Origin of the sequence: Algoriphagus aurantiacus, assembly GCF_035156405.1 — a bacterium.
Taxonomy (GTDB): domain Bacteria; phylum Bacteroidota; class Bacteroidia; order Cytophagales; family Cyclobacteriaceae; genus Algoriphagus; species Algoriphagus aurantiacus.
The window spans coordinates 53,180-65,249 of the sequence record NZ_JAXRUT010000024.1 but is presented as its reverse complement, the minus strand read 5'-3'; the positions used below and the strand labels follow the sequence as shown (position 1 = coordinate 65,249).

General features: G+C 39.3%; 14 protein-coding genes. 5 read left to right on the top strand and 9 right to left on the bottom strand.

The genetic code is table 11. The features are described from left to right. Positions 1-180 precede the first annotated feature (180 nt). A complete protein-coding gene (locus tag SYJ56_RS26080; RefSeq protein WP_465038397.1) occupies positions 181-507 on the top strand; it encodes a four-helix bundle copper-binding protein in 327 nt (108 codons plus the stop codon). 43 nt (positions 508-550) lie between these two features. Here SYJ56_RS26080 and SYJ56_RS20080 read toward each other — a convergent pair whose 3' ends face one another. After that, complete coding sequence (locus SYJ56_RS20080) at positions 551-3,292, bottom strand: outer membrane beta-barrel protein (RefSeq protein ID WP_323837295.1); 2,742 nt, start codon at positions 3,290-3,292, stop codon at positions 551-553. Positions 3,293-3,623: 331 nt separating this feature from the next. Between SYJ56_RS20080 and SYJ56_RS20075 the strand changes: the two genes are divergently transcribed. Together SYJ56_RS20075 and SYJ56_RS20070 are read left to right on the top strand one after the other, a co-directional pair. Continuing rightward, positions 3,624-3,881, top strand: coding sequence for a hypothetical protein (locus SYJ56_RS20075; protein ID WP_323837293.1), 258 nt, complete (start codon positions 3,624-3,626; stop codon positions 3,879-3,881). After that, complete coding sequence (locus SYJ56_RS20070; protein ID WP_323837291.1) at positions 3,878-4,651, top strand: XRE family transcriptional regulator; 774 nt, start codon at positions 3,878-3,880, stop codon at positions 4,649-4,651. The genes SYJ56_RS20075 and SYJ56_RS20070 overlap by 4 nt, the downstream gene beginning before the upstream one ends. Here the strand turns inward: SYJ56_RS20070 and SYJ56_RS20065 are convergent. The 4 genes from SYJ56_RS20065 to SYJ56_RS20050 all read right to left on the bottom strand — a co-directional run bounded on the left by SYJ56_RS20065 (position 4,641) and on the right by SYJ56_RS20050 (position 8,057). Further along, a complete protein-coding gene (locus SYJ56_RS20065; RefSeq protein WP_323837289.1) occupies positions 4,641-5,699 on the bottom strand; it encodes a toll/interleukin-1 receptor domain-containing protein in 1,059 nt (352 codons plus the stop codon). The genes SYJ56_RS20070 and SYJ56_RS20065 overlap by 11 nt on opposite strands. 69 nt (positions 5,700-5,768) lie before the next feature. Beyond that, positions 5,769-6,530 carry a hypothetical protein gene (locus SYJ56_RS20060; RefSeq protein ID WP_323837287.1) on the bottom strand — a complete coding sequence of 254 codons (762 nt, stop codon included), beginning with the start codon at positions 6,528-6,530 and terminating at the stop codon, positions 5,769-5,771. Between the two features lie 34 nt (positions 6,531-6,564). Then, positions 6,565-6,993 carry a DUF2141 domain-containing protein gene (locus SYJ56_RS20055; protein WP_323837285.1) on the bottom strand — a complete coding sequence of 143 codons (429 nt, stop codon included), beginning with the start codon at positions 6,991-6,993 and terminating at the stop codon, positions 6,565-6,567. After that, positions 6,990-8,057 (bottom strand): AMP-binding protein, encoded by a 1,068-nt coding sequence (locus tag SYJ56_RS20050; RefSeq protein ID WP_323837283.1) that lies wholly within the window; start codon positions 8,055-8,057, stop codon positions 6,990-6,992. Before SYJ56_RS20050 ends, SYJ56_RS20055 begins: the two co-directional genes overlap by 4 nt. A gap of 109 nt (positions 8,058-8,166) precedes the next feature. Here SYJ56_RS20050 and SYJ56_RS20045 point away from each other — a divergent pair, with 109 nt between their 5' ends. After that, the gene (locus SYJ56_RS20045; protein ID WP_323837280.1) at positions 8,167-9,000 is read left to right on the top strand and encodes a 1,4-dihydroxy-2-naphthoyl-CoA synthase; all 834 of its coding nucleotides are present in this window, start codon (positions 8,167-8,169) and stop codon (positions 8,998-9,000) included. A 105-nt stretch (positions 9,001-9,105) separates the two neighbouring features. Here the strand turns inward: SYJ56_RS20045 and SYJ56_RS20040 are convergent, their stop codons facing one another. The 3 genes from SYJ56_RS20040 to SYJ56_RS20030 all read right to left on the bottom strand — a co-directional run bounded on the left by SYJ56_RS20040 (position 9,106) and on the right by SYJ56_RS20030 (position 10,237). Beyond that, positions 9,106-9,342 (bottom strand): DUF2442 domain-containing protein, encoded by a 237-nt coding sequence (locus SYJ56_RS20040; protein ID WP_323837277.1) that lies wholly within the window; start codon positions 9,340-9,342, stop codon positions 9,106-9,108. Then, the gene (locus SYJ56_RS20035; protein ID WP_323837275.1) at positions 9,326-9,556 is read right to left on the bottom strand and encodes a DUF4160 domain-containing protein; all 231 of its coding nucleotides are present in this window, start codon (positions 9,554-9,556) and stop codon (positions 9,326-9,328) included. The genes SYJ56_RS20040 and SYJ56_RS20035 overlap by 17 nt, the downstream gene beginning before the upstream one ends. Positions 9,557-9,661: 105 nt before the next feature. After that, on the bottom strand, positions 9,662-10,237 hold the full coding sequence (locus tag SYJ56_RS20030) for a DJ-1/PfpI family protein (RefSeq protein ID WP_323837273.1): 576 nt from the start codon (positions 10,235-10,237) through the stop codon (positions 9,662-9,664). Between the two features lie 210 nt (positions 10,238-10,447). Between SYJ56_RS20030 and SYJ56_RS20025 the strand changes: the two genes are divergently transcribed. After that, positions 10,448-11,284, top strand: coding sequence for an alpha/beta hydrolase (locus tag SYJ56_RS20025; RefSeq protein ID WP_323837271.1), 837 nt, complete (start codon positions 10,448-10,450; stop codon positions 11,282-11,284). Here SYJ56_RS20025 and SYJ56_RS20020 read toward each other — a convergent pair. Further along, positions 11,281-12,054 (bottom strand): hypothetical protein, encoded by a 774-nt coding sequence (locus SYJ56_RS20020; protein ID WP_323837269.1) that lies wholly within the window; start codon positions 12,052-12,054, stop codon positions 11,281-11,283. The genes SYJ56_RS20025 and SYJ56_RS20020 overlap by 4 nt on opposite strands. Between the last annotated feature and the right edge of the window lie 16 nt (positions 12,055-12,070).

Sequence of the window (12,070 nt, the reverse complement as noted above, 5' to 3'; positions counted from 1 at the left end):
AAGTTTATTGCAAAATAATTACCTATTTTCCTCAAGAAGGTGATTTGTTAGTGGCAGGTTTTTTGAATTATGTAGGAAGTAATAAATTATTGATTCAGATAAGAACAGAACTATTAACTGATAGATAATATCTCTTAAGAGACTGTTGTGAATCATTTCTTCAACCAAACAATAATTCTTATGAGCTCAGAAACGATGATTAAAAATGACTTTATCGTGACATGTGAACGTTGTATTGAAGCATGTGCTGCATGTATCGAATCATGCAGCAACCGACCTGGGATGCAAGATTGTATTAAGTTCTGTGAAAGATGTATAGATGCATGTAAAGACTGCATTGCTTCATCTGAAAGCAGTTCGCTGGATAGAGCGATACTCATGCAGCAATGCATTAATGCCTGTTATAATTGCGCTAAGGAATGCGAAAAGCATGAACACGAAAGCTGCATCAAATGTGCAGATGCCTGCCGTAGATGTATAGCAGAATGTGAGAGCCTTTTAGACTAAACAAAAATGGCTGATGGATTTTTCCATCAGCCATTTTTGTTTACTAGTTATGGATTTCGTTGTAGTCATCCATACTCGTTCCTTTATTGAAATGGCGGATATTGTAGGAGAAGGAAAGCATAAAGTAGCGCTGCATCACATTGTTTTGTCCATCCTCTACATAGGCATCCGTGACATTTCTATATACACTGCGGTTTTGGCCAAGCAAATCATAAACGTTCAAGGAAATTTCTCCTCGCTGATTTGCGAACACTTTTTTACCTATACTCATATTCATCAAAACTACATTGGCATCAAATCCTTCGGAAAGGCCAGAGTTCAGCTGATGATTTACATCCAATCTGTAAATAAATCCTTCCCAAATTATCCAGCTTAGATTTAGTCTTGAGCGCTGATTGTAATATTTATTATTCAGGCTAGGGTTAAGCGTATTTTCTACATCATTGAATGAAAAACGTGTGGAGATGTTGAAGTCTATCTGATCTGAGATGTTACTGCTCAGGGACAGTCCAGTACTTATCCTTGAGGAGTTGTTGAAACTTATTTGGTTGTTTACCTGACCTGGTCTTTGTGTACTGCTGAATCCACCGTTTATGTTGAAATTTGACTTGACAAAATCAAGTGGAATACCATAACTTACCCAGGATCTGAAGTCTTTGTACCCATCCAGATTCACTGGTCTAAACAACTGGGATCCTTTTTCTAAGATTATCCCTCCGGGTAATTCTGTCGCTTCCTCAGCCGTGAAAGTACTATTGGATACTGCATTATTTATTAAGCGGTACTGGGCAAATACAAACCATGAGCGATCATTCTCTGGATTATTGCTACGGAATCGAAGCCTCATTCTATTTGAATAGGATTGGTCCAATGTAGGATTACCCGTTCTCAACTGAAGTGGATTAGAGTTGTCTATTGCATTTTGAAGTTGATCCACAGATGGTGCATCCAAATTGGTGTCATAGTCCAATTCGAAATTGGTAGTAGAAGAAATAGTGTAATCAAATCTAATCGTGGGAAGAAAGCCATGGAAAGTTCTATCCAATGATTCCATAGCAGGGAATAATTGTTCGTTTTTCAGTGTAGCGTTTTGATATTCTAGCTCTGCCTGAAACTTCAATTTCTCCAGCGTGTATTGGTAGCCAAGCTCTAATTCTTGGCTAAGGTATTCGCTCTCGAACGAGTTGCTCAGTGCTGTGTCCAAAGCGAGGTCAGGATTGGATATTTCATCATTTAGAATATCAAAAGTCAACTGATCCGAATCATTTAATCTATTTCCTATTTCATATTCCAATTCCATCTGGCCATTTTTTCCGATAGGTTCGGTATAAGAAATACCCGTTTCCCAATCAAAACCTGTTCGGTCTCGGGTAATGTTCTGATTAATAAACTCAGTGCGTTCATTTGGTTGATAATAGATATTCGTTGCGCTACGCAAAGCATCGTCCTTGTCTGCGTGACTACCAGTATTCGCGCTTAAAGTAAGGCTTCTTCCTTCCTTGTTGAATTTGTGACTGTAAAATAGTCTATGGGACATGTCAAATTCTTTGTTTTTGGCGGTGCGGATGTTTTCTGTTTGGTTAAGCGGACCGTCATCATTGATGGTTTGGCCAAAAAAACCGGAGTTTTCTGTTTCGAAACCTGCAGAAATCCTTGGTCGATATAGAATTCGATTGTTTTCGTTTATGTTGTATTCTAATCTCATGTCAAAGCGATGCTCTTGGGTAGTACGGGTTTCTCGACTATCTTCAGTATACACTTGGCCAGATTCAGAGCTAGTTACATATTCTCTGATTAGGCTGGATTGATTGACATTTTTACGGTGATTGTAAAGGTAGCTACCGCTGATTTCTATTTTTTCTCCCCAATTATCTGAATAATTCAGACCAAGTATATTTGTGGTGATAATGCCGTTTTGTGGGCGATTATTATTCTGGGCGTTTGCATCACTGGAATAATCCAACACATTAATATTATTACTTAAACCTGTGAAAGTTATTCGTTGGTCTTCATTAAAGGAATTGATACTTGCACCTGCGAGGTAGTTATCATCGGTTCCATAGCCTGCTGTAGTCTTCCCGAATTGGCCTTTTCTTCTATTTGGTTTGGTGATGATATTGATGGTTTTCATTCGCTCACCATCATCAAATCCACTCAGTAGTGCTTTGTCACTCTTTTGGTCAAAAATTTCAATTCCCTGAATTACTTCTGCTGGAAGATTTTGCAGAGCTGTCTTGACATCTCCTCCAAAGAATGGCTTGCCATCCACTAAAATCTGGGTGATCGCTTCTCCCTGTGCCTGTAAGGATCCGTCTTGGGATATTACACCAGGAAGTTTTTCTATTAAGGTTTGAGCACTTGCATCTTGCATAGTTTTGAAAGCATCTGCATTATAAAGTGTTGTGTCACCTTTCTGCTCACCTTGTGACCTTCTGGCACTAATAGTTACTTCATCCAAAGATGTTGCTTCTTCCCTAAGACTTAAGACACCGACGTCTAAATCCTGCGTTACATTGATCGACTTAAAAAGATTCTCGTAACCTAAGTATTGAATTTTGAGAAGGTATTCACCATTCTTGATATCGGTAATTTCAAATTCCCCGTCCAAATCAGAAATCATTCCGTCTACTTGTACAGAGTCAGGGAGACTTTGAATCAAAATAGTTGCATTGGGGATGGTGATTTCAGTCCCTGCTTGTTTTACTCGCCCCTTAATGGAAAAACTTTGCGCGGATACTTGTGAAATTGATAGTACTAAAAATAATAGGTATAGGTAGTGTTTCATTGTAGTCGGCTTAATGGGTTTCTGCTAAAAAGATTAACTCCCTGAATAAACTATGTGGTTTATCAATCTTAAGGACAAAGTAACAGACTTGCTAGCTGGATGTGTAGGGATAATTGGCTAAGCGGTCAAATGCTGTAGTGAACTGCATATTATAATTGGTTTAGTTAAAAGATCGGTCCTAAAAAATCGATTTAATGAATTGTTGAATATTGAAATGAGTTTTTGGGGGAATATTTGACAATTTACGTCAGAGAAAAATGTTTATTTTTCAATCATTAATATGTTTATAAAAACAACATTTCTATCTTAGCTGATGTTAAATGAATCACTTATGGAAAATCAGGAAAAGATCAGCATTACGACAAAGACTTTGGCATCAGGTAATTGCCAGGTTAAATTTTTTATCGAAGACGAGGCAAAACCACAATACGGTTACTTGCTGGTAAATGGCCCAAAACCTATCGGAGAAATCATTGATGAAATCAAACAGCGGATGGAGAGGAGGAGAAACTCTGCATTGAACATGAACCCCTTTTTCCCTATTCCTAGTACCCGCGAAGATCATAATTTCTACTTGTATTCCGCATGAAATACCTAGCTACAAATCTCCGGTTTTTGCGCAAGCAAAAAGGCATAACTCAAAATGATCTCGCAGATCAATTGGATGTGCAGCGTACGATGATTTCTGCCTATGAAGATGGTAGATCCGAGCCAAAGCTATTGACGCTTGGAAAACTTTGTGATGTGCTGGAAGTTGGTATGGAAGAACTTTTGAATCATGATATCGAAGGCAAAGGCAGAAAGGCAATTCAGAAAAGGGGGATTAATATTCTTACAATTGCTTGTGACCAGGATGATAAGGAGAATATCACGCTAGTGGGGCAGAAGGCTTCAGCCGGATATCTGAATGGATTTGCTGATACAGAATACATGGAGAGTCTTCCACAGTTTCAGATTCCTACTCTTTCTAAGCAAGCTACTTATCGCGCTTTTGAGCTTGCAGGAGACTCTATGCTTCCTTTGACTTCGGGTACTATAGTAATCGGTGCTTATGTAGACCAGTTGAAGGATATCAAAAGTGGCAAAACTTACGTGCTTGTTACCGAGACTGAGGGTGTGGTTTATAAACGGGTTTTTAATTACCTAAGTGATAATGGTAAGCTCTTTTTGGTTTCAGATAATGAGCATTACAAACCTTATGATGTAAAAGGGGAAACTGTGATTGAAGTATGGGAAGCTAAAGCTTTTATCAGCACAGATTTTCCAAATCCGGGAGACAAGAAAAAACCATTGACTTTAGAAGATCTAGGTGAAATGATCTCTGATATCCGAGCTGATTTGAGGACGCTTAAGGGTTGATTCTTTTTAGCGCAACGGGGCTACTTGTTCCTAAGGTTGGAAAGGAAATAGTCCCAGACCAACTCTGGCCATTTGTGGATGTTGATAATTTAAGCTTGCCATAGATTTGAACCAGTGAATTGTAATAATCAGCTGAAAGTTGATTTTGGTTGATCGAACCGGTGCCTTCCCCAATAGCTACATTAAAAACATTGTATTCAATAAATTGAATGTCATCATTATACTGATTGAATACTAGAGTACTAGTATTACCTTGATTATCAGATAAGAGCCAATAGCCACTGATATCCTCAGCAAATGCCTCATTTGATTCTGAATTTGAGAGAGGTAAATTATCATAAGTTTCATTTCTTTCAGAATTTGAATCTTTCAATTTCTCAAATTCCTCTATGGCAATCTTTTCAGTACTAGATCCACCTGTTACATCCGCCTGGTAATAATCCCCTTCCGGCCACGATCCAATTATGATCAATAACACAAAAACTCCAAGTACCCAAAGGTAATTTTTTGCCCACCAGCTTTTGGGTTTGGGAGCTCGATTGGGATTGAAAGGAATTGGGCCAACGGGTTTCTTTTTTCTTGGAATAAGTTTTGCCAATGCTTCTACCAATACTCCTAAGTCATACTTCCAGCGCGTGATTGATATTTCGAAAGTCTGAAGGTCTGCCAATTCTTGCAGTTCCTCTGGCAATTGATCTGCAGTGGGTCTAGTCGCGCCTTTAAGCAACAAAGGAATCACCCGGGTATCAGGTCTGGCCAAGGCTGCACTAACTTCCCTTCTCACCCAGTCTTTAGCTTGAAAAAGCCTCGTAATCCCATTTTCATCTGGGTCTCCAAACCAATCAGGTCCTATTGCAACTAATACAACTTTGCTTTCTGTCAAAGCTTTGTCAATCGCATCAGCGAACCGAATGCCAGGCTCAAGGTTTTCTATATCCAAGAAAACCGCATCCTCACCAAATTCTTCTTCCAGTGTTTCTCTAATTCGATGACAATCACTTTGGGTATCTGAATGTCTGTGGCTGAGAAAAATTTTATTTTTTTCCATAAAAAAACCTGATTCGTATTAGTTAAAGTTAAACGAATCAGGTTCTTAATTGCAACAAGCGGGATTATTTTATTCTCCTATCAAATTTTCAAATCCATCTTTTATTTTTCCAACTGCATCAAAAGAAGTGTCAATATTGACTACGCCTTTTCCAAGCTCATGCCAGTATCCATCGCCGCATTCAATATAGGAACCGCGCTTAGTTCCGGCAGTTTCTTTGGCAATTTCATAATTATAGTCAGGGGAGAATACCATTTTCAATAACTGAATTGCGTATTCCCAGTTGATGATTCTGGTTTCGTTTTTTGAAATGAATACTGCCTCACGATTCGAAAAATTCATTGTGATAGAACAATCAATGCTTTCCTCGTTAGTCACCTGACGGTAGTTCACAGTAAGAGGAGCCTCCTTTTTTGAGGTCTCGTAGATAGCCTGAATCACATCCTGAGCAAGCATTTGCCAAGTTTCTTGATCTGCAGGAGCTTTTCCGGGGCCAGTCTTCCCGTTTTCCAGAACTGAAAGTTTGAGTCCTCCTTCATCTAATTGCCTACCGCTCCATTTAGTTTTTTCAAATTCTATGGAAACTACCTTTTTCCAAACGAAGTCAAGTGTTCCTTTAAAGCTGAAATCGTCATTTGCAGTGAATCCTTCGTCGAGAATTTCGTCTTCTGTTAGATCCTCTCTATCGGTATAATGCAGTTCTAATTCTGCCATCAGCTCAGAACTGCTCCAATCTAGTGACAGTCTATACACATGACTATAAGGAGGCGGGATAATTCCTGAATCGAATTCAATTACGATTCCGCTCGTGTGATCATTACTCTTTTCCATTGCTGCAAAAGTAGGCCTTTTACCTTACAAGTTCTTAGCGCAATTCAATTTCGAAACGAGTGACCTTGCCTTCAGTTACTTTTTGGCTGCACTTTTCATAAGAAGGGATTCCAAAGAATAGGCTGGGATTATTGGAAAAGCCAAATGAATCCAAAGGATACCCGACTTTGTTTTTTCTGATTACGCCATTTTCGTCATGATCATGAAATACTGTTATAGCATAGTTCCCAGAAGGCACATTGCTGATTGATTTCTTGGCTATTCCGTTTTCTATGGGAATTGTTACAATTTTCCAAGCATCATCAAGTGATTCTGGCCAACCTTTTTCTTGATCAAAAACAAGAAGTTGAATCACCCCGTCATCTGAAGATGTTCCTGAAATGACAATTTCTATGGATCCCACTTTGTGTTGTACTGAGGATAGATTCATGAAAAGGAAAAGGCTTAAAAATGCCGTCTTCATAGAAGTTCAATTGTTTTTGGTCTGTTTATTTTACCTGAGCTTGTTCTAGAAAACGACGGGACAATGAAAGTGTTTTTTGGGACTTCATATTTATCCATCACCTCTAATAATGCCTGGTGTAACTTAGTTGAACTTTCATGACTTGTATCATTCGATTCAATAACCAGGCATAATTTCTCGCCTAGTTTCTCATCTTTTATTCCAAAAAAGAAAAATGCTGAATTCGGAAAAAGGCTGTGAACTGTACTTTCTGCCTTCAATTCCAAAAGTTCGGGATGAAGTTTCACGCCACCTGAATTGATAACAAAGTCAGTTCTACCCAGCCAGCGAACGGAATGCTGATCGATCAATTCAACCAAATCATTTGTCTGCACCACATCATTATTACTTGCACCTGATTTTACCCAAAGAGTATTCCGCTCATCTAAACCAAACTCAACTCCAGGCAGCAATCTGTAAATCAATTCTCCTACTTCGATTTTAGCCAGCGCGATATGGGAAACCGTCTCGGTCATTCCATACGTTTGGTAAGCTTGAATAGCGTTTGCTATGATTTGATTCTTTAATCCGGAACTAACGGGTGCTCCGCCAACGATCAGATGTTTTATTCTTTTCAACTTTTCAAGCGAAGTTTTATCCTGAAGACATGCCTCAGCTTGTAGAGGGACCATAGCTACGAAATCAGGAATATTCCTTACTTCCAAAAGAGGATTTGACTTAGGTTCAGTAATCAGAATTGGGCTATTCCAAACCATTGCGCGGACAAGCATCATTTTGCCAGCGATGTAGCTTGGGTCAAGGCAACAGAGCAATAACGTGTTTTCATTTGTTTCGAAAAAAGTCTGCGTTGCCTTTGCACTGGCAATCATTTGAGACCGTGTTATCTCCAGTTTTTTTGGAGTTCCCGTAGAGCCTGAGGTTTGCTGCACAAAGGTGTTTTGCCCTGAAAGCCATTCCTGACAGAATAGCCCGGCATCTTTTACAAAGCCAGGAAAATCATCATTTTCAAGCTCAAAGTCTTCTTTTGTCCGTAATGTATGATTGCCGAAAGTAAGTTGAAACATTTAGTATGTGCTGGATAATGGCTTTCCCGAAGGTAATAATCCTGACCTCAAAATTCAGGATAGCCTGTTATCTTGCAAAAGAATTAGATTTTTACCCAAATCGAAAGATATGAACTGGACTACAGCAAAAGAATACGAAGATATCACCTATAAAAAATGCGATGGCGTAGCAAGAATCGCTTTCAACCGTCCGGAAGTAAGAAATGCTTTCCGTCCCAAAACTACAGCTGAACTATATGATGCATTTTACGATGCGCAGGAAGATACTTCCATTGGCGTGGTATTATTAAGTGGGGAAGGGCCTTCGGAAAAAGATGGTGGTTGGGCATTTTGCTCTGGTGGCGATCAGAAAGCACGAGGCAAACAGGGCTATGTAGGTGAAGATGGCTACCATCGATTGAATATATTGGAAGTACAGAGACTGATCCGTTTTATGCCCAAGGTTGTGATTGCAGTAGTTCCGGGCTGGGCAGTAGGCGGCGGACATAGCTTGCATGTGGTCTGCGACTTGACTTTGGCAAGCAAGGAGCATGCGATCTTTAAGCAAACTGATGCTGATGTAACTAGCTTCGACGGAGGCTACGGGTCGGCTTATTTGGCAAAAATGGTTGGGCAGAAGAAAGCACGTGAGATTTTCTTTCTGGGAAGAAACTATTCAGCCCAAGAAGCTTACGAAATGGGGATGGTAAATGCTGTGATTCCTCATGCTGAACTTGAGTCAACAGCTTATGAATGGGCTCAGGAGATATTGGCTAAGTCTCCAACGTCGATCAAAATGCTGAAGTTTGCCATGAATCTTACTGATGATGGCATGGTGGGCCAGCAGGTTTTTGCCGGAGAAGCCACGCGATTGGCATATGGCACTGATGAGGCGATAGAGGGCAGAAATGCTTTTTTAGAAAAGCGGAAGCCGAATTTTGGAGCGAATAAGTGGATACCTTGATAGTAGCTAGTATTTAGTAGTAAAACATTAGTATAAAGATAAAAGAGCCAAGAATCAAGATTTGTAAATGTCTTGGTTCTTGGCTTTTTCTATGTGGGTTTGAATTTAGGAAATCAATTCACTCACTAATAAATCTTCGTCTAGATCTTCCCAGTGAATTCCTTCTCCATCGCCAATAAATCTCCAGTTATTTAGCTCTGTTTCGGAGGCATTTCTTAAAGATGGAAACCATTCCAATGGAATACTGATCTCACGCCCATCCTCCATAGAGATTATCATTTTACTTTCAGAAAAAGAAAGCCCGGATGCTTGATTAGATTTGAATTTAGTTAAAGTGCTCATCCCATTTTTGATCAAATAGTTGTAGATTCAATTCAATTAATGTACGGATTTCTGACAATTCAGATGCTGAAAACTTTTTTGATTTGACCAATTGGATAGGGTATAAAATAAATTTTGCAGTCTTTCCCGATTTTTCCACATGAATATGTTTAGGCAAATGATCATTGCTATAAAAGAAAAACCTAAAACCTTTTACTTTCAGAACTGTGGGCATTACTTCACAAGTTAAACAATTCTAGGATTTCAATTAAGCTTATATTAACAGAAAATCCCTTCCAAAATATATGAAAGGGATTTTCTGTTGGAAGTTAAGTAAGTATCAAATCTCGATTTTTGCTCCCAAAACTTTCAAAAACTCACGAATCCAAGCCGGGTGGCCCGGCCATGCTGGAGAAGTGACCAGGTTGCCATCTACGTAGGCGTCAGTTGCTGGGATATCCTGAAACTCTCCTCCAGCAATGGTTACTTCAGGCCCCACGGCTGGATAGGCAGTTAATTTCCTGCCTTTGACTACACCAGCGGCAGTCAGAATTTGAATTCCATGACACACTGCAGCCACGGGCTTGTTTGTGTCGAAGAAGTGTTTGACGATCTCCAGTACTTTCTGATTTAGCCTTAGGTATTCAGGTGCTCGACCACCGGCAATCGCCAATCCCACATAATCGTCTAAATTCACCTTGTCAAAAGAATAGCTCAGCATAAAGTTGTGACCTGGCTTCTCAGTATAAGTGAGATCACCTTCAAAATCATGTATAGCAGTTTTGATCGTTTCTCCTTTTGTCTTTCCGGGGCAGACAGAGTGAACCTCGTAGCCAACCATTTCCAGCATCTGCACGGGTACCATTGTTTCGTAATCTTCTGCAAAATCTCCTGTGAGGAATAATATCTTTTTCATTTTAGAATAATTAGTTGATTTGAAAAGTGAGTAGAGAATCTACCTTTTTTAGTTATCCCAATTTAAGAAAATGAAGCCGGAATGAGATTAATCAAGAGTTAAGTTTTGCTAATCAAGTCAAGGTAAATTTCTAGCGAAATTCTGATTGCTATTTTTTAGCTTTCGACTTTTTGTGCAACTTATCGAGTCAACTCCGAAATCATTTTTCCCATGAAGCATCTCGAAACTTCCTACAAAACCCATGACGCTCTTGAACTTTACCTTCAGGCTTGGATGGTCGATTCTCCTAAAGCTTCGCTGTTGCTAGTTCATGGGCTAGGTGAGCATAGTTCTCGGTATTTTCATTTAGTAGAAAAGCTTAATGACATTGGTATTTCAGTTTTTACGTTTGATGGAAGGGGGCATGGCAAATCTGCCATGGATGGGCCAACTGCCTATTTTGAATCTTACGAAGACTACCTAAAAGACATAGATTCCCTTTTTGGAAAGGTGAAAAGCTATGTACCGAATGTTCCGGCCTTTATTTATGGCCATAGCATGGGGGGTGGTTTGGTGGCTGCCTATGCGTTAAAATACAAACCGGAAACTGCCGGTGTAATTTTGAGTTCTCCTGCGATAAAAGAAGCAGAAGGAACATCTAAAATTCTGATTACACTTTCTAGAGTGATCAGCAAGTATTTCCCGAAACTAAAAGCCTTACAATTGGATGCGAAGAAAATATCCCGAATTCCTCAGGAAATAGCTAAATACTTAAATGATCCATTGGTTTATACAGGTGCTGTGCCTGCAAGGACAGGATATGAGCTGCTGCAGGTAATGCTGTATATTCAGGAAAATGCCTCGAAATTCGTACTTCCGGTATTACTTATTCACGGTTCTGCAGATGGATTGACCAACCCTAAAGGATCTGAAATGCTTTTCGAAAAGGCTTCATCAAGCGATAAAACGCTTAGAATTTTCCCCGGTGGCTATCATGAATTAATCAATGATCTGGACAGGGAAGAGGTGATGAAATTGATTGTAAGTTGGATTTCCGATAGAATCTAGTCAAGGGGAGTTCCAAGCAAATACAGTAAGTAAGTAGGGCCAGATTTGACTCTACCAATTTCCCATAGAAACTTTTCTTTTCCTTCAACCTTAGCTACCAGTTGATTCATTTCTTCGATAGAATAAGTTCTTAAGCAAGATACCATTCCATCCCACCACACAAACAAAGGCACTATTGGGATCAAATAGGTGAAAATCAATCTTCCAACAGAAAAAGGTCGAATAAATGGGGTTGTCAATAGAACGGTGATAGGCGAAAAGAACATTGCTAAAAAGCTTCGAATTGATCTTTCTTGGCCTTCAGCAATAAATATAGGTTGATTGGAGAATACAGCGTTTTCAAGAATTTTTAAAGCATCAATAGGTAGGAAATGATGAAATGAGAGAAACTGTGTTCTCAAACCTTTCAATTGTTCAGGAACTAGCCTCGCATCAATAGGCTCCTTTGAAAAACCTATGTTGTAAGCTTTTGAAGCTGTGTATTTAAAAGCTTTTAGGTTAGGGAAAAAATCTGTCAGCAGAATTAAGACCTCTGGGTTAGTTTCGAGTAATTCTTTGTTGAGCGATAATATTCCACCTCCACCACCCGAAGCTAAATCAATGATTTTAGAGGATCGCGAAGCCATAAGTCCTTTTTTTATCCAAGGAAGTAGAGGGACAAACATTCTTGTTTTGTTAGCTAAAAACTGAAGAAAGTCTGTTCCGTAGTTTCTTATGAAATCTGGAAACCAAGTCTGATCTTCAAATTCAAAAAGATGGATTCTACTCATAAACATTCAAGCTTAT

Excerpts from the sequence above, each read along its gene's own strand:
- SYJ56_RS26080 (WP_465038397.1), top strand. The coding sequence starts at position 181 with ATGAGCTCAGAAACGATGATTAAAAATGACTTTATCGTGACATGTGAA.
- SYJ56_RS20080 (WP_323837295.1), bottom strand. The coding sequence starts at position 3,292 with ATGAAACACTACCTATACCTATTATTTTTAGTACTATCAATTTCACAA.
- SYJ56_RS20075 (WP_323837293.1), top strand. The coding sequence starts at position 3,624 with ATGGAAAATCAGGAAAAGATCAGCATTACGACAAAGACTTTGGCATCA.
- SYJ56_RS20070 (WP_323837291.1), top strand. The coding sequence starts at position 3,878 with ATGAAATACCTAGCTACAAATCTCCGGTTTTTGCGCAAGCAAAAAGGC.
- SYJ56_RS20065 (WP_323837289.1), bottom strand. The coding sequence starts at position 5,699 with ATGGAAAAAAATAAAATTTTTCTCAGCCACAGACATTCAGATACCCAA.
- SYJ56_RS20060 (WP_323837287.1), bottom strand. The coding sequence starts at position 6,530 with ATGGAAAAGAGTAATGATCACACGAGCGGAATCGTAATTGAATTCGAT.
- SYJ56_RS20055 (WP_323837285.1), bottom strand. The coding sequence starts at position 6,993 with ATGAAGACGGCATTTTTAAGCCTTTTCCTTTTCATGAATCTATCCTCA.
- SYJ56_RS20050 (WP_323837283.1), bottom strand. The coding sequence starts at position 8,057 with ATGTTTCAACTTACTTTCGGCAATCATACATTACGGACAAAAGAAGAC.
- SYJ56_RS20045 (WP_323837280.1), top strand. The coding sequence starts at position 8,167 with ATGAACTGGACTACAGCAAAAGAATACGAAGATATCACCTATAAAAAA.
- SYJ56_RS20040 (WP_323837277.1), bottom strand. The coding sequence starts at position 9,342 with ATGAGCACTTTAACTAAATTCAAATCTAATCAAGCATCCGGGCTTTCT.
- SYJ56_RS20035 (WP_323837275.1), bottom strand. The coding sequence starts at position 9,556 with ATGCCCACAGTTCTGAAAGTAAAAGGTTTTAGGTTTTTCTTTTATAGC.
- SYJ56_RS20030 (WP_323837273.1), bottom strand. The coding sequence starts at position 10,237 with ATGAAAAAGATATTATTCCTCACAGGAGATTTTGCAGAAGATTACGAA.
- SYJ56_RS20025 (WP_323837271.1), top strand. The coding sequence starts at position 10,448 with ATGAAGCATCTCGAAACTTCCTACAAAACCCATGACGCTCTTGAACTT.
- SYJ56_RS20020 (WP_323837269.1), bottom strand. The coding sequence starts at position 12,054 with ATGAGTAGAATCCATCTTTTTGAATTTGAAGATCAGACTTGGTTTCCA.